Source organism: Salsuginibacillus halophilus (genome assembly GCF_003014715.1).
GTDB lineage: Bacteria > Bacillota > Bacilli > Bacillales > Marinococcaceae > Salsuginibacillus > Salsuginibacillus halophilus.
This window is the reverse complement of record NZ_PYAV01000008.1, coordinates 166154-189378: the sequence shown is the minus strand read 5'-3', so window position 1 is coordinate 189378 and position 23225 is coordinate 166154. Positions and strand designations below refer to the sequence as shown.

The 23225-nt window shown below is 43.7% G+C and carries 20 protein-coding genes and 1 other annotated feature; of the genes, 3 read left to right on the top strand and 17 right to left on the bottom strand.

Features of this window, described 5'->3' with window-relative positions; all coding sequences use genetic code 11:
- Positions 1-190: 190 nt before the first annotated feature.
- The 5 genes from B0H94_RS09630 to B0H94_RS15425 all read right to left on the bottom strand — a co-directional run bounded on the left by B0H94_RS09630 (position 191) and on the right by B0H94_RS15425 (position 3712).
- Complete coding sequence (locus B0H94_RS09630; RefSeq protein WP_106589044.1) at positions 191-868, bottom strand: metal-dependent hydrolase; 678 nt, start codon at positions 866-868, stop codon at positions 191-193.
- Between the two features lie 89 nt (positions 869-957).
- Positions 958-2076: an alanine dehydrogenase gene (ald, locus tag B0H94_RS09625; protein ID WP_106589043.1), complete on the bottom strand. Its 1119-nt coding sequence runs from the start codon at positions 2074-2076 to the stop codon at positions 958-960.
- Between the two features lie 99 nt (positions 2077-2175).
- On the bottom strand, positions 2176-2559 hold the full coding sequence (locus B0H94_RS09620) for a hypothetical protein (protein WP_106589042.1): 384 nt from the start codon (positions 2557-2559) through the stop codon (positions 2176-2178).
- Positions 2560-2655: 96 nt separating this feature from the next.
- A complete protein-coding gene (locus B0H94_RS09615) occupies positions 2656-3417 on the bottom strand; it encodes an SDR family oxidoreductase (RefSeq protein WP_106589041.1) in 762 nt (253 codons plus the stop codon).
- Between the two features lie 163 nt (positions 3418-3580).
- On the bottom strand, positions 3581-3712 hold the full coding sequence (locus B0H94_RS15425; protein WP_282432540.1) for a hypothetical protein: 132 nt from the start codon (positions 3710-3712) through the stop codon (positions 3581-3583).
- Positions 3713-3819: 107 nt separating this feature from the next.
- On the opposite strand from B0H94_RS15425, the gene B0H94_RS09610 reads away from it, so the two are divergent.
- Entirely contained in the window at positions 3820-4257 is a 438-nt protein-coding gene (locus B0H94_RS09610; protein WP_181315341.1) for a universal stress protein, read from the top strand.
- A 121-nt stretch (positions 4258-4378) separates the two neighbouring features.
- Here B0H94_RS09610 and argH read toward each other — a convergent pair whose 3' ends face one another.
- The 6 genes from argH to B0H94_RS09580 all read right to left on the bottom strand — a co-directional run bounded on the left by argH (position 4379) and on the right by B0H94_RS09580 (position 11546).
- Entirely contained in the window at positions 4379-5767 is a 1389-nt protein-coding gene (argH, locus tag B0H94_RS09605) for an argininosuccinate lyase (protein WP_106589039.1), read from the bottom strand.
- A complete protein-coding gene (locus B0H94_RS09600; protein WP_106589038.1) occupies positions 5764-6975 on the bottom strand; it encodes an argininosuccinate synthase in 1212 nt (403 codons plus the stop codon). The genes argH and B0H94_RS09600 overlap by 4 nt, the downstream gene beginning before the upstream one ends.
- 267 nt (positions 6976-7242) lie before the next feature.
- Positions 7243-8079, bottom strand: coding sequence for an EcsC family protein (locus B0H94_RS09595; protein ID WP_106589037.1), 837 nt, complete (start codon positions 8077-8079; stop codon positions 7243-7245).
- The gene (locus B0H94_RS09590) at positions 8076-9029 is read right to left on the bottom strand and encodes a 3'-5' exoribonuclease YhaM family protein (RefSeq protein WP_106589036.1); all 954 of its coding nucleotides are present in this window, start codon (positions 9027-9029) and stop codon (positions 8076-8078) included. The genes B0H94_RS09595 and B0H94_RS09590 overlap by 4 nt, the downstream gene beginning before the upstream one ends.
- A gap of 141 nt (positions 9030-9170) precedes the next feature.
- Complete coding sequence (locus B0H94_RS09585) at positions 9171-10364, bottom strand: acetate kinase (protein ID WP_106589035.1); 1194 nt, start codon at positions 10362-10364, stop codon at positions 9171-9173.
- Between the two features lie 195 nt (positions 10365-10559).
- Entirely contained in the window at positions 10560-11546 is a 987-nt protein-coding gene (locus B0H94_RS09580; RefSeq protein WP_106589034.1) for a class I SAM-dependent methyltransferase, read from the bottom strand.
- A gap of 334 nt (positions 11547-11880) precedes the next feature.
- Between B0H94_RS09580 and rpsD the strand changes: the two genes are divergently transcribed.
- Positions 11881-12483, top strand: coding sequence for a 30S ribosomal protein S4 (rpsD, locus tag B0H94_RS09575; protein WP_106589033.1), 603 nt, complete (start codon positions 11881-11883; stop codon positions 12481-12483).
- Between the two features lie 60 nt (positions 12484-12543).
- On the opposite strand, the gene B0H94_RS09570 is transcribed toward rpsD, so the two are convergent.
- The 6 genes from B0H94_RS09570 to tyrS form a co-directional block, all read right to left on the bottom strand.
- Complete coding sequence (locus tag B0H94_RS09570) at positions 12544-13917, bottom strand: sensor histidine kinase (RefSeq protein ID WP_106589032.1); 1374 nt, start codon at positions 13915-13917, stop codon at positions 12544-12546.
- A 64-nt stretch (positions 13918-13981) separates the two neighbouring features.
- A complete protein-coding gene (locus tag B0H94_RS09565) occupies positions 13982-14680 on the bottom strand; it encodes a response regulator transcription factor (protein WP_106589031.1) in 699 nt (232 codons plus the stop codon).
- Between the two features lie 17 nt (positions 14681-14697).
- Entirely contained in the window at positions 14698-15648 is a 951-nt protein-coding gene (locus B0H94_RS09560) for an ABC transporter permease (protein WP_106589030.1), read from the bottom strand.
- Positions 15649-16569, bottom strand: a complete 921-nt coding sequence (locus tag B0H94_RS09555) for an ABC transporter ATP-binding protein (protein WP_106589029.1) — start codon at positions 16567-16569, stop codon at positions 15649-15651.
- 631 nt (positions 16570-17200) lie between these two features.
- The gene (locus B0H94_RS09550) at positions 17201-18391 is read right to left on the bottom strand and encodes a Bcr/CflA family efflux MFS transporter (protein ID WP_106589028.1); all 1191 of its coding nucleotides are present in this window, start codon (positions 18389-18391) and stop codon (positions 17201-17203) included.
- 82 nt (positions 18392-18473) lie between these two features.
- Positions 18474-19748 (bottom strand): tyrosine--tRNA ligase, encoded by a 1275-nt coding sequence (gene tyrS / locus B0H94_RS09545; protein ID WP_106589027.1) that lies wholly within the window; start codon positions 19746-19748, stop codon positions 18474-18476.
- A gap of 56 nt (positions 19749-19804) precedes the next feature.
- Positions 19805-20016: a binding site (T-box leader), on the bottom strand.
- Between the two features lie 140 nt (positions 20017-20156).
- Here tyrS and B0H94_RS09540 point away from each other — a divergent pair.
- Positions 20157-23225 (top strand): transglycosylase domain-containing protein, encoded by a 3069-nt coding sequence (locus tag B0H94_RS09540; protein WP_245893951.1) that lies wholly within the window; start codon positions 20157-20159, stop codon positions 23223-23225.

The following is a 23225-nucleotide window of genomic DNA, read 5'->3' as shown; positions in this document are numbered from 1 at the left end:
CAATCAAATCGAACAAGTTAGCTGAAGCCAAGCCCTCGGGAAAGCGTCCGTCATTCGTTCCGGTCACGTTCATGGTTCGGTTTTTAAGGGCAGCCTGCGGCTCGGAGCAGTGAACTGTGCGTGAATTTTAGGTTTTGTACTTTGTCACTAGTCAAAAACGCCGGCAGTAACCGGCGCTTTTTTACGTTATTTAAAGTTGAAAGCTGTCTCCTGGCTTCATAGCACGGCCGTCTGGTTTAACGCTTTGTACAAACGCCTCGCCATCTTGATTAATCAAATCGAACGTATCGTAATGAATTGGAACAACAAAGCCCGCTTCGACCCATTCAACAGCTGTTTTTGCATCCTTTGGTCCCATCGTAAAGTTATCACCGATCGGCACAAATACAACATCAATTTCATGACGCTCACCAATCATCTTTAAATCGCTGAATAATCCTGTGTCACCCATGTGATAAATCGTTTTTCCATCAATCGTTAACAAAATTCCCGCCGGCATACCGGTGTAAATAATGTTTTGGTTATCATCTGTGTAAGCTGATCCGTGAAACGCCTGGGTGAATTCAACATGACCAAATTCAAACTGGTGCCCGCCACCGATGTGCATCGGGTGTGTATTTAATCCTTGAAAGCCTAAATACGTCGCAAGTTCAAACGGAGCTACGACAAGTGCATCATTACGCTTAGCGATGTCTACAGTATCACCAACGTGATCGTTGTGACCATGCGTAAGTAAAATTACATCTGCTTCAACATCATCAGCGTTTAAATCGCAATTACCGTTACCGGTGATGAATGGATCAATCAAAATTTTGTGCTGGTTCGTTTCAACTTTTACGACTGAATGCCCATGATACGATACATCCATGACTTTCACTCCTTGTTCGTTGTGATTACGTCATGTATTTTTCCGTTTCTCGCGCCGTTTAAACCTCTTCTTATACTCCAATGGTTAACTTAACTATGCAGTAATTCATCTACATTAAAAGAGGTGGCGCCAGCAGCTTCAGCTACAGCTTCGTACACAAGTTTACCTTCTAAAACATTGATTCCTTTTTTCAAAGCGGCATCCTCTTTACAAGCTTGGCGGTAGCCTTTATCTGCAATTTTACGAGCGTAAGGGAGCGTAACGTTCGTTAATCCTAAAGTTGAGGTGCGCGGCACGGCTCCTGGCATATTCGCAACTGCGTAGTGAAGCACGCCGTGTTTTGTATAAACAGGATCATCATGTGTTGTAATCTTATCTGTTGTTTCTATAATACCACCTTGATCAATTGCAACATCTACAAGCACAGAGCCTTCCTGCATTCGCTGCACCATTTCTTCAGTAACCAGCTTTGGCGCTTTTGCTCCTGGAATTAGAACCGCTCCAATAACTAAATCTGCGTTCTCAACGGCTTCAGCGATTGTTAGCGGATTTGACATAATCGTATTGATATCGTTGCCGAATAAATCATCCAGTTCCCGCAACCGCTGCGGGCTTAAATCCAGCATTGTTACATTCGCTCCGAGACCGACAGCAAGCTTTGCAGCATTCGTTCCGACAACTCCGCCGCCGATGATTGTAACCCGGCCTCGTTCTACACCTGGCACGCCGGAAAGGAGAACACCTTTACCGCCTTTTGGTTTTTCTAAAAACTGCGTCCCCATCAATGACGCCATCCGGCCGGCAACTTCACTCATAGGTGTCAATAAAGGGAGCGAGCCGTCAGCATCCTGGACAGTCTCATATGCAATTGCTGTAACCCCGGCTTTTATTAACGCTTCAGTTAGCTCTGGTTCCGCAGCGAGGTGAAGGTATGTAAACAATACAAGCCCTTCACGGAAATACTGGTACTCCTCAGGCAGAGGCTCTTTCACTTTCATCACCATATCCGGCTCCCATGCTTTTTCGGCCGTTTCAACAATCAAAGCTCCTGCCTCTTCATACTGCTCATCGCTAAAACCGGAACCTTCCCCCGCTCCGCGTTCGACGATGATGCTGTGGCCGAATTGTTTCATCTGCATGACGCCGCCTGGTGTCATCGCAACCCGATTTTCATTGTTCTTGATTTCCCGTGGCACCCCGATATTCATAATATCCTCTCCTCACCCTTGTACCCAAATGTGCAAGGTTAATTTTGCAAACGCTTACGTTATATCCAGCTTTTAAAATAACGGATTTTCACGTTACTTTCAACCTTCTTTTTTCCATTGCCATGTGAACAAGGCACTATCTTCGTCACGGTAACGTACATCAATATGGGTAACATTCGTAAACCCAGCAGCTTTTAATCGTCGAGCTAGTTGTTCTGAATCGGTATGTTCATTAATATTTAAAACTTCAGTCATACGTTCAACTTTTCCTTTGGCCTCTTCATTTCGTAAAACTGCATTGTTATGCTGGTATTCGTAATAGGAGGGGCTGTCATAAGACCATTGATGAACCTGTTCATCATCTGTCTCCACATATACTCGTAGTGCAAAAGCTTCCATTAACTCAGTATTATTTGCTGCCTCGACTGCCACTGCCGGTACAAATATAAGAGATGTAGCAAACAGAATTTTCATGAGGACCATATAAACACCTGCTTTTATTTTTTAAGGTGATCATCGGCCTTCACATTTATACAAGCGCAGTTCACATGCAACTTCGCTCTCACATAATCACGATCATTAATTACGTCGTTTATGAAGCACATCCGCTCCACCGGTAACTTCAAGAACACTACCGGTAATAAAATCTGAACTACTATCACATAAAAAAGCAACCGCCCGTGCGATATCGCCACCACTACCTGGACGTCCAACTGGAACTTCCGGTGCCTCAATCTGCTTCACTTCTGCAACTGTTGACTCTTTAAATTCTGAAGTGATCTCACCCGGACATACCATATTCATCGTAATTCCATGTTCAGCTTCTTCTAGTGCAACAGTTTTTGTTAAAGACGCTAAGCCGCTTTTAGCTGCAGCAAATGCAGAACGATACAGCCACCCAGGTGCATTGGCTGCCTCTTGAAAGCCGTATGATACAATCCGACCATACTTTTGCCGGCGCATCTCCGGAAGAACCTCCTGTAATAAATAAAACATTGCACTCAAATTGCCAGAAACCATAGCTTCCCATTCGCCCGGTGTATAATCATAAAGCTTTTTACGCTCAAATATGTATGGTCCAGCATTATTGACCAGCACCTCTACAGAACCAAACGTCGAAGTCGCCTGTTGCATCATACGCTGAATATCCTCAGATTTCGTCAAATCACCTTGTACCGCAAAAAGGCGGTCACATGTATCGCTATGCGCTTCACAAAGATTGAGATAAGATTGCCGATCATTTCGATACGTTACTGTCACACAGTCACCTGCTGCTAAAAATGCTTCTGTAACTTTGCGGCCGAGTCCTTTTGATCCTGCTGTAACAAAAACGTGCCTCATACGTACCACCCTTTTCCAGTCGCAGCTTAATGCAACTGATGTTATTACTTTCATCTTAATAAAAACAACGTAAAGTCGCAAAAAACAGCACTTATATTCCGTAAAAAAAGCCAGCACGCTATTTTCATTCAGCGTACTGGCTTTGTGTAAATTGCTTTAATGATTAACGGTTCTTCTTCTTTTTACTTATTTTTTCAGCTTTAGGATTCGATAAGCCGTAAGCTTCATTCAATAATTCTTTCGTTTCATTAACACCTTCAGTTTCTTCATTTTTACGTTTGGGGGTATGTGCCATGTGGGTACACTCCTAATAGGGAATTTATATTACTTAGTTGTAGTTTGTTCTGTACATCTATTGTTTTATGCATCCACGCTGCAACTCACATCAAAAAAGGGGATGAGATGATGTCAAAGTACAACACTGTATTAGTTGGTATGGACGGGTCAGAGGAAGCAAAAACGGCATTCCAAACAGCTTGTGAAAGTGCTAAAAATCATGAAGCAGGACTTGTTATTGCGCACGTGATTGACACACGAACGTTTGCAACAATCGAACAGTACGATCGCACCATTGTTTCTCGTGCAGAGACCCAGGCAAAAGATATGCTTGCCGACTACAAGCAGCAGGCTGAAGAATACGGGGTTTCCGAGGTTCAGACGGTCATTGAGTTCGGTTCGCCAAAAGCGAAAATCCCAAAAGATTTAGCTAAAAGTTACAATGTTGATCTCATTGTCACTGGTGCAACCGGCTTAAACAAAGTTGAGCGCATATTAATGGGCAGTGTGTCAGAAGCAATCACACGCCATGCACAATGCGATGTTTTAATCGTACGTTCCTAACCTTGAGCGGGTGTGAAATAATAATAAAGAAAGGAGCTGTAATAACGAGGTTACAGCTCCTTTCTTTATATATGGTTCAACGTTTTTATGAAGGGCCTAAAAGCTATCAAACACCTATAGTCTACTTATTATCCTTTTCAGCTAAAACATTTCCAGCTAGCTTTAACGCTTCGCGCACTTCTTGAAAGCCAGTACCACCTTCACTGTTGCGACGGGCAACCGCAAAATGTGGATCAATAACTTCGTAAATATCCTCTGAAAACAATTCGCTGGCACTTTGATACACGCTCATCGACAAATCCTTTAAATAACATCCTTCATGAATACAGTGCAACACAAGCTTACCGACAACTTCATGTGCTTCACGAAACGGCATGCCTTTTGCGGCTAAATAATCAGCTACTTCAGTTGCATTAGAGAAATCTTGCTGCGTAGAACTGCTCATCTGCTCTGTCTTTACATGCATCGTCTCGATCATACCGGCAAAAATCTGCAGTGAACCGTTCACTGTAACTGCCGTATCAAATGCACCTTCTTTATCTTCCTGCATATCTTTGTTGTAGGCTAGAGGTAAACCTTTCAACATCGTTAACAGCGACATTAAACTGCCGTAAACTCTCCCCGTTTTCCCACGTACAAGCTCGGCCATATCCGGATTTTTTTTCTGCGGCATAATGCTGCTTCCGGTTGCAAATGTATCATCTAGCTCAATGAAGTTGAACTCTTCGCTTGACCAAAGAATCATTTCTTCAGAAAGCCGTGATAAGTGCATCATAATGACTGATGATGCGCTCAAAAACTCGAGCACAAAATCCCGGTCACTGACAGCGTCCATACTGTTTGCATACACATCAGCAAAACCGAGCGCTTCTGCTGTCTGCTTACGATCAATTGGAAATGTTGTACCTGCAAGAGCACCACTGCCGAGCGGAGAAACATTTACCCGCTTTAAGCTGTCATTTAGTCGCTGATAGTCCCGCTCGAGCATCCACACGTAGGCAAGCAGATGATGCGCAAAAGAAACCGGCTGCGCACGCTGCAAATGCGTATACCCTGGAAAGATCGTTTCTACGTGAGCTTCCGCTTGTTCGACGAGTACTTGCTGGAGCCGGTGAATATTAGACATCATATCTTCTGTTTGCTTTTTAATATATAAATGCATATCCAAGGCGACTTGATCATTGCGACTCCTACCGGTGTGCAGCTTCCCTCCGACTGGACCGACTTTTTCGATTAGCAGTTGCTCAAGATTTAAGTGGATATCTTCATTTTCCACTTTATAAGCTAACTTTCCTTCTGCTGCTTCTTGAAGCAGTTCATTCAAGCCTTGAGTGATTTCCGCTTGTTCTTCTTCTGTGATAACGCCAGTTGTAGCAAGCATCTCCACATGTGCTTTACTACCTTCAATATCCTCGATCACAAGCTTTTGGTCAAAAGGGATCGATGCCCCAAAGGCATCGACCCATGCTTGTGCTTCTTTTGTGAAACGTCCACCCCAAAGTTTTGTCATACATTTACCCCGTTTTTCTCTTTATCAACTTTACTTTGAACTTTTGTCGGAAGTCCCCACAGGTTAATAAATCCAACCGCAGCATTATGATCAAATTCATCATCAGCAGAGTATGTGGCAAGCTTCTCATTATATAAAGAGTATGCCGACGTCCGACCTTCTACAACAGCGTGACCTTTGAAGAGCTTCACACGTACCGTGCCTGTAACGTTTTCCTGCGTTTCAGCAAGGAAAGCTTCTAATGCTGGGCGAAGCTTAGAGAACCAGAGACCATCGTAAATGAGTTCTGCCATTTTCTTTTCAACAACAGGCTTAAAGTGTGCAGTCTCTTTCGGAAGTGTCAAATCTTCAAGTTCTTTATGGGCCTGGATTAACGTGATAGCACCCGGGCACTCGTATACTTCACGGGATTTAATACCAACCATCCGGTTTTCTACATGATCAATCCGGCCTACACCGTGCTTACCAGCGATCTTATTCAACTCTAAAATTAGTTCATCAAGTGGAAGAGCATTGCCATTTAACGCTGTTGGTTTACCTTTTTCAAAGGAGATCTCGACAATATCAGCTTCATCAGGTGCCGCTTCAATTGGTGCTGTAAGCTCATACGCACCTTCTGGCGGCGTCGCCCAAGGATCTTCTAAGACACCACACTCACAGCTTCTACCCCACAAGTTTTGATCCACTGAGTAAGGGTTATCTAAATTGATCGGAATTGGAATTTCATGTTTTGATGCGTAAGCAATTTCTTCATCACGTGTCCAACCCCATTCTCTCACTGGGGCAACAACCTCAAGATCAGGGTTGAGTGCTTGAATGGACACTTCAAACCGGACTTGGTCATTTCCTTTTCCGGTACACCCGTGGGCAATTGCATCCGCATTTGTATGTTCAGCAATTTCTACAAGCTTTTTCGAAATCAGCGGACGAGAAAGTGCAGACACGAGCGGATACTTTTGCTCATACATCGTATGCGCTTGTAGTGCCGGCAAAACAAAAGATTCAGCGAACTCGTTTTTCGCATCAATCGTGTAAGATTGAACTGCACCAACATCGAGTGCTTTTTGTTTCACAAAATCAAGGTCATTTCCTTCACCAACATCAAGACCAACAGCTACAACATCATAACCATGATCCATCAACCACCGAATTGCAACTGATGTGTCGAGCCCGCCTGAATATGCTAATACAATCTTTTGATTTGCCATACAAAATCCCTCCGAGTGAATATAAATACTTATTTAATCATTTTTATGCAAAAACATTTAAAAAAAGAGCGACTGTTTTCTTGTTTTGTTTCGCTGTTTGACAATTCCTAATGTATCATCGTTTCTCGTTGAATGCAATATATATTCATAAAAAAGTATAAAAATAAATACAAACCCGCTTAAAACCGCCGTTGTACGCAGAATGTTTATGAATATAGATGAATAAAAGCATTTCAGTGAGTAGCCTCAACTGAAATGCTTAACAAATCACTCTCCATTTGTATGCTCTATGATCCAACGCTTTTCGTAATAACGTTTAGCAACTTCAGAAACCTCGCGGGCAAACTGATAGTTAACTGCGGCTCCAAAGGCAATACCTAGTACCGGCACACCTTGTAAAAGTTTCTTTCGAAAGTTTTGCAGCACTACAGCTTTTGCGATATGACGGAGCGGCTGCAGCAGCCAAGTGGCATCAACAACTTCTTCTTCGCCATCATAAAAGTAAGGTGAAGATCCATTTTCATCTTGATGGAGTGGAAGTTGATCCCAGTAAGCTTTTTGCATACGTTTTGGAAGTGAAGCTGTATGAAAAACTTGAAGGGCTGTCATCATTTCGTTTGGATAGCGCAAATCATAGCCGTAGGTCATCGCAGTCAGCTGTACAGTGCGTAAGTTAATTAAAAGCAGCATAGGGAGGTCACTTGCCAATAATAATGGACCGCCAAATCCTGTCGCCCCACCTTGGCCAAGAGATACAAGACGCTGTTTTGCAAGCTGGGTAGATAAAAGATAATTCAACTGCGGCAGTTGCAATTGGTGAAAATCTTCAATCGATTGAATCTCATCATCGAACACTTGCCCCATGCGGATTAAACGATCTTCAGCTTCATCATGGTATTTCGAATTCAGCGTAAGCGACTGAGCGTAAAACAAAAACTTATCTACAAACATTAAGGCTCGACGCCGCTGGGACTCCGGCAAATTATAAAAGCCTTTTTCGAGTGCACGGTGCGACGTTACTTCCAAGTCTGTTGCATCATAAGTAAAATGTGTATTTTCCCATTTTTCAATCTCTTGCCACCTGCGTTCAATATAAGAACTCAACTTAAATCCTCCCCTGCATACATATTCCGTTTCAACATCGGTACGTAAACACCACGGGCTGTATCAGATGCCGATTCAGCTGCTTGGCTCATGGCACTAAGCTTGGAATCAAGCTGGTCTAAATAATGAAAGAGCACAGCCTCACGCGTACGTCCGGAGACTGGACTTCCCCATCCGTTTTCAACGTCTCCATAATGGCTCAATATACTGTGTCTAAGCGTCTCAATTTCCGGATGGTCACGAGAAATCCCTGCTTCATCAGCTGCTTCAAGCAAAATGTCTGAACTTAAAATTAAATGACCGAACAACTCGCCCTGCTTTGTAACCTGTGGTGCGGCAGCATTTGAAAACTTTCTCACTTTGCCCGCATCGTGCAGTATGCAGAGGGCAAGCATTTCATCCCGGTTAACTTCATAAACCGGGCTCAACGCCCTTACCGCCCGTGATAGTGTGACCATATGTTCTAAAAGGCCAGCATAATACGCATGGTGATACGCTTTACTTGCTGGATAGCTCGTTAAAGCATCGCGCAGCTCCCGGTTATTTGCCACCGTTTTTAGTACGCGCGAAAGCACAGGGGATTTTACCTGCTCGATCACACCAATAATCTCCCGCCACATTTCATCTTTTGAGCGGCGAGCATGCGGCACAAGTTGTTCCATTGAAAGCTGGTCCTCTTCTGTTGCGAGCCGGATCCGGTAAATGTGGAGTTCACGAATCCCCCGGAAAAATTCAATTCGGCCGTCGACTTTGACAACCATCCGCGGCTGAAAAGCTTCTTTTTGTTTCTCAGTAACATCCCACAGACGTGCCTGCAGCGTACCGGAGGCGTCACTTAAGGTGATGTGCATATATTCACTTTGATTCGATGCAGTTTTGACGGCGCGGTCTTGAATGACGAAAAACTGAATGACCCGCTCACCGGCCTGTTTCGTCTGCCATTCGCTCATGCACCATGCCCCATTTCTATAGGTTAAAGGTCTCTTTGTTATTATATCCGGAAACAGCAGGCTTTTGAACAGCAAAAAAGCTCGTCGTGATATAAAACTTTCACAACGAGCTTTTTACAGCTCTACCTAAGATAGAAGAAATTAACCTTCATTACGGAGACGTTCCGTATCGCGGGCGATCATAACTTCTTCGTTTGTCGGGATGATTAATCCTTTTACAGGTGAATCATCTTTTGTGATTTCAGCTTCACGTCCGCGTACCTGGTTTTTCGCTGCATCGAAATGCACACCCATAAACTCTAAGCCTGTCATAACTTTTTCACGTACAACGTCACTGTTCTCACCTACACCAGCTGTAAAGATGACCGCATCCACACCATTCATGCTCGCTGCATAAGAACCGATGTATTTGTGAAGGCGGCTCGTAAAGATATCTAGTGCAACACGGGCCGTTTCGTCGCCTTCAGCAGCACGATCTTCAATATCACGCAAGTCACTTGAAATGCCTGTTAAACCAAGCATTCCACTTTGTTTATTTAACACATTCACAACTTCTTCTGCCGATTGCTCCGTTTTTTCCATCATAAATGGAATTAAAGCCGGGTCAATGTTCCCAGAACGCGTACCCATTGTCACACCTGCAAGTGGTGTAAAGCCCATCGAGGTATCAATGGATTCGCCCCCGTCAACCGCAGTCACACTTGCGCCATTACCTACGTGGCAGGAGATCAACTTCAGTGACTCTGCAGGACGGTCCAGCATTTCTGCTGCACGTTGTGTTACGTACTTATGGGAAGTACCGTGGAACCCGTACTTACGAATACCGTAGTTCTCATAATACTCATAAGGGATAGAATATAAGTACCGCTCTTTTGGCATCGTTTGATGGAATGCCGTATCAAACACTGCAACGGCAGGCACATTTGGTAAAACTTCACGAAAAGCTTCAATTCCGGTTAAGTTTGCTGGATTATGAAGAGGTGCAAGCTCCGAAACAGCTTTAATACCTTCAATCACTTCATCCGTAATTAAAACAGAGTCTGCAAATTTCTCCCCACCATGAACAACACGGTGACCGATGCCGTCAATTTCATCAAGAGAATCAATGACTTGATATTGCTTTAATGCTTCGAGTAGAGACTTTACTGCATCCGCGTGGTTTGTAATATCAAGAAACTCTTTTTTCTTTTCACCGTCAACTTCTAAAGAAAGTTCCGGCCCGTCAAGACCAATACGTTCAATAACGCCTTTTGTAATGACGTTTTCTTCTGGCATTTGCAGCAGCTGAAATTTTAACGATGAACTGCCTGCGTTAATTGCAATAATGTTTGCCATGATTCATTCGCTCCTTTAATATCCATTAAGCCTTATTTGACCCTGGAAATGTCCTGCCCTCATTTAATCACTTGCGGCGCTTCGTTGCAACAAATCCCTGCCATGTCGGCATTTTCACTGTTTTCTGACTTGAGAGCGCTACCATAGAAACAAAAAAAGCCTGCGCGGATTTATCATCAACGCAGGCAGGTTTTATTATTCGATACCAAGTTCATCTTTCATCCAACGATCAATCTGCTGCATCATATCTGCTAACGCTTCCTCCCGGGTGAATGACGGGAGTTCAGCAAGCAGTGCCTGTTGCGGCTGAGTCACACCCTTACCTTTCTTTTGAACAATCCAGATGCTTTTTGCAAGCTTTTGGTCTTTAAACATTGTTTCCGGCAGCTGCAGTAGTCCAAGAATCACAGCCTCATTTTTGACGTGTTGATGGAGCCGGTCCGCTCCTTCCTCATGAAACAGCGCGTTTGGAATGAGAAAAATGCCGTAACCGCCTTCTTTTAAGCTTGCAAGCGAACGTTCTATCATTAAATGGTGCGCCGGAGAGTGACCGCTTTCTGCGCACAACTCAAAATTAACAGCAACATCATCACGGGTATAAAGACCGACCGGAAGATCCGTCGCTATTACATCGATCGGCGGGACGTCTAAATGAGCGATGCTGTCTTTGTAAAACAGTTCCGCTTCCTGCGCCTGTAGGTTCATCATAACGTAAGCTATATTTACGAGCGTTTCGTCCGCTTCCGCCCCGTACAATGCCACTTCGTTTGATGTTTGGTTTTTAATTGCTGTGAGAAGGTTGGCCGTTCCCATTGCTGGATCTAGCAGTTTGACGTTTTCTTTATCTCCGGTCAGCTTTTGTACAAAGTAACCAATAAACAACGCAACCGCATCCGGGGTCATGGCATGATTCGGCTGCACAGCTTCTTTCATACCTTTAATGACAGCAAGTTGAAATGCCCGGCGCACATCCTCTTTACCACAGTCTGCAAGTCCCGTATCCTCAAGAAGGTTGCGGCAGTATGCCTCTCCTTCTTCTGATAGATCAGTTTGTACAATTGTGTTTTGAAAAATATTTTCTCCAGCTTCAGCTAAAGCTTCTAAATACGTGCGGCTCGTTTCTGTTTGAATTCGAACCGCTTGTTGGTCTAATACTTCATGCAGTTTTTCTAAACCTGACATTGGGCTCACCCTGCCTTTCAAGTCGTTCGTGCCATCATTTGATTTTAGCAAATGATAACGTAATTGTGAAACCTCAAAGCGAATTCATGGTTGACTGTCACATATCGGCATTGTAAAATATACGCTGTGTGAAAAGACAGCCAAGACAAACGTTATACGGACCCCTCTCATTTTGTTTCTTTAAGCCTGCGGCTGAACGAACATGGCTTGGAGGAGGTACTGCGTAACTCCCCGCTGTCGGAGCGAAGGTGCCAAAAACAAAATGACCGTGTAAATGGATTGTCACCGTTCGTCTTTTTCCAACAACATTTCTGGAAAAGAAGGAGGACTTCCAATGTCCCGCGATAAAGGACCAACATGGAAAAAATCACGTCGCCTCGGCGTTTCGCTGAGCGGCACAGGTAAAGAACTAGAAAAGCGCCCTTACCCACCAGGTGAGCATGGCCCAACACAGCGTCGTAAGCTTTCTGAGTACGGTCTTCAGCTACAGGAAAAGCAGAAGCTCCGTTTCATGTATGGCTTGAACGAGCGCCAGTTCAAAAATATCTTTGAAGAAGCCGGCAGCATGAAAGGTGTTCACGGTGAGAACTTTATGGTTCTGCTTGAATCCCGTCTGGACAACCTTGTATACCGCCTCGGTTTCGCACGTACCCGTCGCGGTGCACGTCAGCTCGTAAACCACGGTCACATCACTGTAGACGGCGGTCGTGTTGACATCCCGTCCTACCGTGTTGTACCAGGTCAAACGATCGGTGTTCGTGAAAAGTCGCTAAACCTTGATGTCATCAAGGATGCACGTGAAATTACAAACCACGTGCCTGAATACCTCGACTTGAACGAAGACAACTTAGAAGCGACATTCACGCGTCTTCCTGATCGTTCCGAACTTCCTTCGGAGATCACAGAAGCGCTCATCGTCGAATTCTACTCCCGTTAATTTGGAGAAAAAAGCTGCCTCAAAAGGGCAGCTTTTTTTATATCAACAATTCGATTTATTTCACTGCACGGGCAGGGTGATGATAAACGTCGCGCCCTCGTCTTGCTCACTAGTTACATCAATATTACCACCATGTGATTGGATAATATAGTTTACAATTGAAAGCCCTAAACCTGATCCTGCGTGATATTGATGGGACCTTGATTTTTCACCGCGATAAAACGATTGAAAAATATGAGGTAAGTCTTCTGGCGCAATCCCCGGGCCGTTATCGTTCACACGAATCACTAAAGATTCATCTATGGTTTCTACTTGAATCGAGATATGATCCCCGCCGTAGTGCACGGCATTATCGACTAAGTTATACATCACTTGCTTTATGCGCTTTGGATCAAGCAGCATAACACGATCAGAGGTGTTAAGAGCAAACGAAAAAGCAACACCTTCACGATTTACCTCAAACTGCACCCGCTCCAGTATTTCTTTAAAGTACGTCTCCACACCAATCTGCACTTTCTCAACCGGAAGCTCTTCAAGTTCCATCTTTGAATACTCAAATAAGTCTTCAATCAAAGTTTCCAAATGGCCGGCTTTATCGTGAATCACTTGTAAATACCGTGCTCTCATCTCTTCATCTTTCGCAATTCCATCCTGCAGACCTTCTACATACCCTTTGATTGAAGACAACGGCGTTCTCAAGTCATGTGAAGTACTCGCAAGCAGTACGTTTCTCGCATCTTCGTACTGTTTTTGTTTGGCATAAGAAGTTTTCAAATGTTCTCTCATGACATCAAACCCTTGAACGAACCGACCGATTTCATCGTTACGTTCATACGGAATCGGATAATCAAGATTTCCTCCCCGCATCTCTTCTGTAGCGTGATACATGTGCTTTAAAGGATAAAGTACGGTCCGGGATATATACCAAGTCCACATCACAATTAAAACAACTAGCGTAACCAGACCTGCTCCGGCACTGAGCAAAGCGATGTAAAGCACGTCTTGCAAAGCGTGAAAAGGTTCTGTTTGTAAAGAATTCGCTTGAATCTCAACTTCCAACAGTTCACCTGAATCAGTTGCTACTTCTAAAGTGAACTGATCTACACCTAAAAAAGCTGTACCTGCTCTCTCATCAGAATGAAAATCTGTAGATGTAAAAAGCAGATCCCCTTCTTCACGGTACACCTTTAGGTCAATATCATACTCATTTAATAACGGCTCGATCTCCTGATAAAAAAGCTGGTTTTGAGAAAGGATCGATTCTTGATCTTGAATGGTTGTCTCAACATCTGTAAACAATTGATTCAGCCCGCTGTGATCTTCAGCCGCTATCGTTTGCGTACCAATATAAAATGTTACAGCAGCGCTTAAAATAGGAATGATAATAATTGATAAAAACGCGGCTATAAGCCGTTTTTTTAAGCTTGGGTTCAATAAGAACAGACGTCTTCACTTTTTAAAATTGTAAGCGAAACCGTCCTTACACCTCCTTAAAACGCTAAAGATCATTATTGAAACGGTATCCTACACCCCATACTGTTTGAATGTAGTTCGGTCGTGACGGATCTTCTTCAATTTTTTCTCTAATTTTTCGTATATACACAGTGACTGTGCTCACATCACCAAGATGGTTCTGTCCCCAAATTCGATCATATAACTGCTCTTTCGTATAAACACGGCCTGGATGAGACATCAAATGATCAAGCAGTTGAAATTCTTTGGCGGTAAACGCGACTTTTCTTCCTTTAATATAAACTTCGAATGTCTCCGGTCTCAATTCAATATCCCCGTAAACCCTCACATTAGCTTCTTCCAGAGGACGAGAAAAGTGCTGATACCTTCGCAAATGCGCTTTAATTCTAGCTACAAGTTCACCAGGACTGAATGGCTTTGTAATATAATCGTCTGCCCCGATCCCTAAGCTTATGATTTTGTCTGTCTCTGCCTGCTTGGCGCTCATCATAAGAATCGGTACACTCGATACCTCGCGAATTTGCCGGCACACCTCGATTCCATCGATATTTGGCAGCATAATATCAAGGACAACCAATACCGGCTCTTCCTGCTTAAATTGTTTAAGACCTTCTTCACCATTTGTCGTAAGTTGCACCTTATAACCTTCAGCAGTGAGGTAATCCTGTACAAGCTCCCCGATTTCTGCCTCATCTTCAACGATTAATATATGATTTGATCTCACACTTTCACCACCTTCACTTATGCGGTGACGTCCCGCTTTTCAAAGCTGATCCAGGCTAAAGTTAGAAAAATGACAAAGTATATGACAAGCATACTAATAGAAAAAGAAAATGTCATGCCTTCAACTATAGGCGTACCGTGGATATACTGTTGCAAATTTGTATGAGCAAATAAAATATACTTTGCCCACCCATAATCATTTAAAACCTGTACAAGCTGTGGCCCGGTAAACAATAAAAATATTGAAATGCCAATCGCAAACGAGCTGTTTTTAAAAATGGCCGCGACCATAAACGCAAACGTACCCATCATTAAAACCTCAACACTGTTTAAACTGAAAAGCTGAGCAACATACATAAACATCGGCTGCTCTACCACCCTGCCCTCTTGATAAACAAGATGAGACTGATCTATACCATGAAAACCAAACAATAAACTTCCAGTTAAAAACGAAAAAGCAAATATTAATACGAGTAGCATCCCGCTAAACATCATCGCTGTTACATATTTAGACTGTAAAATTTTTGACCTTTTTACCGGGCGGATGAGCAGCAGTTTAATGGTTCCTTGAGAAAACTCATGAGCTAAAATGCTTGATGCTGCAACAATCGTAAACAACGCAGCAAGCCCGGTAAGGTTTGATGCATCAATCATAAATCCCCAAAGCGTTTCTGAATTGACAGGCGGTTTATTGTTTTCCAGGCGGTAATTGTTCAGAGCTAACTGTTCCTGCATTCGCTCTTGTTCCGCGCTTGTTTGGTTTGATTCATCGAGCATATTCTCAAACTGTATATTTTCAGCTTCGAGCTCCGCCTGCCAATCCGATTGAGTATCTGGATTTATCATAAATTTTGAAACAGCCCCTGCACCTAGTACAGCGAGCAGCATAACGGCAACCATAACCATCGTACCGGTTCGTTTGAACAATTTCATATGCTCATTTTTTAATAAATTAATGAATGATGCCATTTACTTTTCCTCCGTCACTTCTAAAAATTTCTCTTCTAATGTTGTTTGAACTTGTGCCATTTCATACACATCAAAGTTGTTTTGTACTAACACTTGATTACAGGAGGGAAGATATTCCCTCCTTAAACTGATTATGATTCGATCCTGAATAATTTCTATATCTGCTGTAGGAAAAGCGTTATTTAAAAGCTGAAAAGCATCCTCCAACCGATTGACTTGCAACTGAATCGTTTTTTCTTCATCTGCTTTCGTCAACTCGTTCATTCCTTCTTCGCGTATAAGCTTACCGTTTTGCACAATGCCGATACGGTCACACATTAACTGCATTTCAGCTAATAAGTGACTAGACACAAAAACAGCCATTTGTTCTTGATGTGCAACGTTGCGAATATAAGCTCGGATTTCGCGAATTCCTGCCGGGTCCAGTCCATTTGTTGGCTCATCTAAAATCAATAATGATGGTGAGTGAAGAATCGCTTGTGCCAACCCGAGCCTTTGTTTCATCCCTAACGAATACTTTCTCACTTTATGTTGAATACGACCATCTAATCCAACGAGTTTAACAACTTGACTAATACGTTGTTTTGTAACTTTTTTTGGGGACATTCTCGCGAAATGAACCAAGTTTTCGTAGCCTGATAAATACTCATACATTTCCGGGTTTTCGATAACACCCCCGACATGAGCAATCGCTTTTTCAAAATTGTTCGTAACGCTCTTACCGTGAATCAACACGTCACCTTCAGTCATGCTGATTAAACCAACAATCATTCGAATCGTCATCGTTTTACCTGCACCATTTGGTCCCAAAAAGCCGTAAACTTCCCCGGGATAAACTTGTAGTGACAATTGATCAATAATGGTTCGATTTCCAATTTTCTTACTTACGTTTTTCATTTGAACGACTACTTCTCTCTCCATATGCACCCTCCTAAGCTTATGTAGCCTATTATCACAAACAGCGCTTATCCTCAACTTATCAAAATCTTAAAAAAGTATTAAAAAAAGCCCGCAAGCTTTTTATGCTTGCGGGCTCAGCGTGTAGACAAACGTTTAAGAAAAGCGAAGGCTGACGTCGCTTTTCAGCGGACGCTTGCACCCAGAGGGCACAAGTGCGACATCGGTTTAATCTACGCTGATGCTTGTCAGCCTTTCGTCATTTGATGATTATGAATGCTTAGAGATCACTTTGATCAAGCAATAGCTACATGAATCTATTCCATCATGACGCTTCATGTGCGATCAAACCGAACCCTCTCCATTGAAAATGATGATCGTAACCGAAACGAAAGACGGCGACTCCCAGAGGATTCAGCGCAGGGTGAAGATCCACTTGTTCGAATCGTTCATTCGAACAAGTTAGCTGAAGCCAAGCCCTCGGGAAAGCGTCCGTCGGTAGTGTTGGTCACGTTCATGATTCGATTTTTACCCTCTTCATGCAACATCCCGAGGCTCGAGGCAGTAAGCTCTCCGTGAATGTTTGATTTTGTTCTTTGTCGATAATCTGGGCCCTCAAACTTCTCTTGCTTGAGGACTCTTAAAATTTACTCACTTATTTTTCACTCAAAGTAAACAATGCGACAGCTCCAATTACGGTTGTGCTGAACATAATGAAGCCCATCGGCACAGCAGACGCTTCATTGATCCCGGCAAGCGGCGAAACCAACGCTCCAATTAAAAGCGGAAACATGCCAAGGAGCGCACTCGCACTGCCTGCCCGGTGCCCCTGTTTTGAAATCGCGACTGTAAAAGAACTTGTTAAAACCATGCCCATACCAGTCATATAAATAAAGATCGGAACAACTAAGGAAGCAAGCGGACCTTCAACTAAGGTCATGATAAATAAAAAGCCTGAAGCTGAAATTGCGATTAGAACAGCTGTACGTAAAAGCTTTTGCTCGGACACAATCCCGGCGAGACGACCGATAGAAAAACTGCCTAATATAATTGCTATACCATTGATACCAAACAAAACACTAAACATTTGGGGCGAAACCCCATAAATATCTTGATATACAAAAGGTGTGCCTGACACGTAAGCAAAGCTTCCGCCATGAACAAACCCAAGCGCTAAAGCATAACCAATAAACGAACGGTCGGTACTTAAACTTCTCATTGTCCGTAGCGAATGACCGAGTGAGCTCGGCATACGTCGTTCAACCGGGAGCGTTTCTTCTAAGCGGAAATAGACAACTATAACAATGGCGACACCGATCAAAGCCAGCACAAAGAAAATCGTACGCCAATCAGCAAAAGCAAACCAAAGAAGTCCGCCGCCAGCTAACGGGGCAACGAGTGGTGCTGTTGCGTTAATCACCATTAATAAAGAAAAAAACTTTGTTAGTTCTTTGCCACTAAACACATCCCGCACAACAGCTCGAGATAAAACAATGCCTGCTGCTGCGGTAAAACCTTGAATAAAGCGCCCAATAATCAGCCATTCAATGGATGGTGCAACTGCGCACAGGACTGAAGCAGCTGCAAATAAAGAAATAAACAAAAGCAGCGGTTTTCGCCGTCCGCGCGCATCACTCATCGGCCCAATAACAAGCTGCCCGGCAGCAAGACCGATTAAACAGGCTGTTAAACTTGCCTGTACAATCGATACCTCTGCACCAAGATCTTCTGCAATTTCCGGAAACGCAGGCAAATACATATCAATATTTAATGGGCCTAGTACAGCCAGCATGCTCAACATAACCGCAAGCCCTAAGCGCTGCTTTCCTTCCGGGTTTTCCATCATTTGTTGTACACCTTTCTCATTGATTTCTTCAACGCAAAGCCCCCTGCTTGATGTATCAACTTCAAGCAGAGGGCTAAATCACTTATGCGTAGCGAAGCAAGTAATATTTCTTCTTTCCGCGGCGGACAATTGTAAACTTCCCACCGATCTGATCACTTTCTTCTAGCACTTTGTCGAGTGACTGCTCCCGCGTACCGTTAATGTAGATGGCACCGTTTTGGATATCTTCCCGTGCCTGCCGCTTAGAACCAGCGATTCCTGTGTCAACAAGAAGATCCGGGAGCGGGCGGCTTGCATCTTCTACGGTTGCACCAGGTACATCTTTAAAACCTTGCTCAATTTCATCAGCAGTTAAGCTAGTAAGCTCTTTATCACCAAATAAAGCCCGGCTAATATTTTGTGCCTGTTCAAGTGCGTCTTCACCGTGAACAAAGCGTGTCACTTCTTCAGCAAGTTTCTTTTGAGCTTCGCGTATTTCCGGACGCTGCTGTACTTCTTCAGACAGACGTTCAATTTCACTTTCATCTAAAAATGTGAAGTACCAAAGAAACTTAATGACATCATCATCACTTGTATTAATTAAAAATTGATAAAACTCATAAGGGGATGTTTTTGCAGGATCAAGCCAAATCGCTCCACCTTCTGACTTACCAAATTTTTGGCCATCTGCTTTAGTCACAAGCGGAATGGTAAAACCAAACGCTTCAGGTGTTTCATCTTCATCCTGGCCATTCATTCGGCGCATTAGCTCCAAGCCGGCCGTGATATTGCCCCATTGATCGCTGCCACCCATCTGCAGTTTAATCCCTTCTTCTTCATTCAACTTGTAAAAGTCATAAGATTGAAGCATCATGTACGTAAATTCTGTATAAGAAATCCCGCTTTCTAAGCGTGCACCTACAGTCTCTTTTGCAAGCATGTAGTTCACACTAAAATGTTTACCGACATCGCGTAGAAAATCCACAAGACGAAGCTCTCCAAGCCAATCGTAGTTATTCACAAGCTTCGCTTCAGCACCACCTTCAAAATCCAAGTACTTTGCCAACTGGCTTTGGATCCGGCTCACCCAAGTTTGAACAACATCTTCCTCATTTAATGTACGCTCAGCTGATTTACCGCTCGGGTCTCCGATTAAACCTGTCGCTCCTCCTACCAAGGCGTAAGGACGATGACCCGCCAGCTGAAAACGGCGCATAGTCATAATCGTTAACAAATGACCGATGTGCAGACTATCTCCTGTCGGATCAAAACCACAATACAACTTCACCTGCTCATTTTCTAACAACTTCGCTAAATTCTCGCGGTCTGTCACTTGATTCACTAAACCGCGTTTTTCTAAATCGTGCAAAATATTCATTGAATCTCCTCCTTTAAGTTTACCACGCTGCATAAAAAAACGTCCCTTTCCATTCGGAAAGGGACGTTTGCGGTCGCGTTACCACCCTTTTTGAAAGTTGACTACAACTTTCCACTTTGGACCTGTATCGTAGGCATACCGCCACCGGACGGCTGCCCGGCAGTGCTCCAGAGGGTAATTCATGCTGAAACTTGCACCAGCTCTCAGCAGCCGCCGGTTCTCTAAGGCAGTGGTTCCATGCACTACTTCACTCATTCAATGCATTCAATATTCAGTTACGTTGCATCTAAACACTTTTTATCATAGGCTGAACGGCTATGTCAAATCAATATAAAAGTGTCTTGAATGATAGGAGCTCGCCTTTGACTTATGCTATAATAACAATGATATAAGGAGGTCATTAAACCATTGGGTACCTTTTTTCAAAAATTCAATGAAACGGTCGGAAAATGGGGAGAAAACCGAGTTGTTCGTAGTTTGAACATTACTTCTCAAGTCTTTTGGAATCTTATTTTACTTTTTGTCATTTTAATCATCATGGCTGTACTGTTTGTAGGAGGCGCTGGTGCCGGATATTTTCTCTCGCTCGTAGAAGAGGAAGAAGCTCATGGCAGCGACGAAATGAGAGAAGAGATTTATAACTTTGAAGAGATCAGCGAAGTCTATTTTGCTAATGACGAATATTTAGGAGAGCTTCGAACTGACCTGGAACGCCGTGAAATCCCGCTTGAAGATGTTTCAGATGAAGTCATCGATGCGGTTCTTGCCACTGAAGACGAATATTTTTTCGAACACGACGGTATCGTGCCAAAAGCTTTATTTCGTGCGACTTATCAAGAGTTTTCCAGCACAGGGGACCAAACCGGAGGAAGTACACTGACACAACAGCTTGTAAAAAACCAACTGCTTTCTAATGAAGTATCATTTGAGCGTAAAGCAAACGAAATTGTGCTTGCGATGCGGCTTGAAAATTACATGGATAAAGATGAAATTCTTGAAGCTTATTTAAATATTGTGCCGTTTGGCCGCAATGCCTCTGGAGAAAACATCGCCGGTATCCAAGCTGCAGCTGAAGGTGTTTTCGGTGTTGAAGTGCATGAACTAAATATACCGCAAGCTGCTTTTCTTGCCGGTATACCGCAAAGTCCTTTTTCTCACACACCATTTTATAACAATGGAGAAATTAAATCTGAAGAAGAAATGCAAAGCGGCCTCAACCGAATGCGTACGGTGTTAAACCGTATGAAAGACAACAATGTCATCGATGAAGAGGAGCACGAGGAGGCACTTGCTTATGATATTCGCGACAGCTTAACAGAAGCTGCGCCAAGCGCATATGAAGAATACCCATACATCACATATGCTGCTGAACGCGAAGCTCGAAATATCATCCGTGACAAAATGCTAGAAGAAGATGGGATTGACCTTGGCGAATTAGAAGGTGAAGAACTGCAGGAAACAACCTTAACCTATACACAGGATGCGCAAACGTTTTTGCGCCAGCAAGGCTTAAAGGTACGTACAACGATCGATAAAAACATTTACGATGCAATGCAAGATGCCATTTCTGATGACAGTATGTTCGGTCCGGACAAAACAATTTGGGATGAAGAGAATCAAGAAGAACACGTATATCAAGAAGAAGTTGGTGCTAGTTTAATCGACAATGCGACCGGTAAGGTGCTCGGCTTCGTTGGCGGGCGTGACTTTGAACGCCAGCAGATGAACCATGCTTCCGACAGCAACCGTGATGTGGGTTCGACATCCAAGCCGGTAATTTCTTACGCACCTGCCATTGAACGTGGTGCAGTACACGCAAATTCAATTGTACCGGATATCCCGTATTACCCTGAAGGAAGCGATCAGGAAATTACAAACTTTGATAATCAGCACCGCGGCTTAATTACAGTTCGTGAATCACTCCAAGAATCCAGGAATACGCCGGCAGTTCGTTCTATGATGCGGCTGGACCTGCCTGAAGCGCGACAGGATATGTTAAATATGGGCATCTGGCTTGAAGAAAGCCGTCCATATGAAAGTGATGCCATTGGTTCATTTGGAGCGACTCCTGAAGCATTAACGAGTGCGTATTCAACATTTGCAAACGAAGGTACACACCGAGATGCTTATATGATTGAAAGTATTGAAACTCGTGATGGGGATACAATCTACGAGCACGAACCAGAAACAAATGAAGTATTCTCGCCACAGACGTCCTACGTTATGACCGATATGCTGCGCGATGTCCTTCAACCTGGAGGTACAGCGGCCGGTATGCCAGGTTATTTAAATCATAGCAGTGACTGGGCAGGGAAGACAGGAACCACTGGAGATTATACAGATTTATGGTTTGTCGGCTACAACCCTAACGTATCACTTGGTGTGTGGCTTGGTTATGATTCCAGCCAGCTTGGCGTTGATCATGGAGTGAACGGCTGGAGTCAAAGTCAACGAACCCAGCGCATTTGGGCAGAAATCATTAACCATGCTTCTGAAGTTGAGTATGAGCAAATTATTACTGATGAAACGTTCACGCAGCCAGAAGGCGTCGTAAGTCAATCTATCTGCGGCTTAACAGACACACTGCCTTCAAACCGCTGTAGTGAGGCTGGCTTTGTTCATACAGATTTAATGATTAATGAGCACATCCCGACGACGACAGACGACAGTCTTGAAGACGCAAGCTATGTAACCATCGGTGGTACAACTTACCGTGCCTTAAGTGAAACTCCTGCTGAGTTCACACAAACAGGGATTCTGCTTGACGACGATGAGTTTGACGTCGACAACATTAATGAGTATTTACCTGAAAGCATAACTGATAACATTGTGCCTGACCGTGAAGCACCTACAAACGGCTATGCACCAGGAGCTGTAACTGGAACTTCACAAAGTGGTTCCACACTTACGTGGAATCAGCACCCCGATAATGATATTGTCGGTTACCGAATTTATACAGAATCCGGGGTTCAAGTTGACAGCATCATTGATAGTGCTGAAACGTCTTACAATGTTAGTGCAGGTCAATCTCATTACGTTACAGCCGTTGATACGCTTGGCCGTGAATCAGCGTCATCCTCAATAACAGACACTCCTAGCGAGGATGATGAAGATGCTGGTGAGAATGAAGGAGAAAGTTCCTCACCTGAAACTGAAACACCAGAGGAAACTGAAAATGATACTGGTGGATCTGATGGCGGTTCGCCTGGTGCCACTGAGCCTGGGGATGGTGAAGGAAGCAATGGAGCTTCAAATGGTGGCAGCAATGGGCAAGAAACTGAAGAGCCACAAGAGACACCTTCTGAAGATCCTCCTGCCGAAGAGGATCCACCACCTGAAGAAGAACCTGCTGAAGAAGAGCCAGTAGAAGAAGAACCTGTAGAAGAAGAACCTGCTGAAGAAGAGCCTGCTGAAGAAGAGCCAGTAGAAGAAGAACCTGCCGAGGAAGGTAGCGGTGAGGAAAACGGTGAAGATTAA

Bases quoted from the DNA above. Each gene is read 5' to 3' on its own strand.
- tyrS (WP_106589027.1), bottom strand. From the start codon at position 19,748: ATGAATATTTTGCACGATTTAGAAAAACGCGGTTTAGTGAATCAAGTG.
- B0H94_RS09550 (WP_106589028.1), bottom strand. From the start codon at position 18,391: ATGATGGAAAACCCGGAAGGAAAGCAGCGCTTAGGGCTTGCGGTTATG.
- B0H94_RS09600 (WP_106589038.1), bottom strand. From the start codon at position 6,975: ATGGCAAATCAAAAGATTGTATTAGCATATTCAGGCGGGCTCGACACA.
- B0H94_RS09610 (WP_181315341.1), top strand. From the start codon at position 3,820: ATGATGTCAAAGTACAACACTGTATTAGTTGGTATGGACGGGTCAGAG.
- B0H94_RS09580 (WP_106589034.1), bottom strand. From the start codon at position 11,546: ATGTCAGGTTTAGAAAAACTGCATGAAGTATTAGACCAACAAGCGGTT.
- B0H94_RS09630 (WP_106589044.1), bottom strand. From the start codon at position 868: ATGGATGTATCGTATCATGGGCATTCAGTCGTAAAAGTTGAAACGAAC.
- B0H94_RS09590 (WP_106589036.1), bottom strand. From the start codon at position 9,029: ATGAGCGAATGGCAGACGAAACAGGCCGGTGAGCGGGTCATTCAGTTT.
- B0H94_RS15425 (WP_282432540.1), bottom strand. From the start codon at position 3,712: ATGGCACATACCCCCAAACGTAAAAATGAAGAAACTGAAGGTGTTAAT.
- B0H94_RS09615 (WP_106589041.1), bottom strand. From the start codon at position 3,417: ATGAGGCACGTTTTTGTTACAGCAGGATCAAAAGGACTCGGCCGCAAA.
- ald (WP_106589043.1), bottom strand. From the start codon at position 2,076: ATGAATATCGGGGTGCCACGGGAAATCAAGAACAATGAAAATCGGGTT.
- rpsD (WP_106589033.1), top strand. From the start codon at position 11,881: ATGTCCCGCGATAAAGGACCAACATGGAAAAAATCACGTCGCCTCGGC.
- B0H94_RS09620 (WP_106589042.1), bottom strand. From the start codon at position 2,559: ATGGTCCTCATGAAAATTCTGTTTGCTACATCTCTTATATTTGTACCG.
- B0H94_RS09560 (WP_106589030.1), bottom strand. From the start codon at position 15,648: ATGGCATCATTCATTAATTTATTAAAAAATGAGCATATGAAATTGTTC.
- B0H94_RS09555 (WP_106589029.1), bottom strand. From the start codon at position 16,569: ATGGAGAGAGAAGTAGTCGTTCAAATGAAAAACGTAAGTAAGAAAATT.
- B0H94_RS09585 (WP_106589035.1), bottom strand. From the start codon at position 10,364: ATGGCAAACATTATTGCAATTAACGCAGGCAGTTCATCGTTAAAATTT.
- argH (WP_106589039.1), bottom strand. From the start codon at position 5,767: ATGACAAAACTTTGGGGTGGACGTTTCACAAAAGAAGCACAAGCATGG.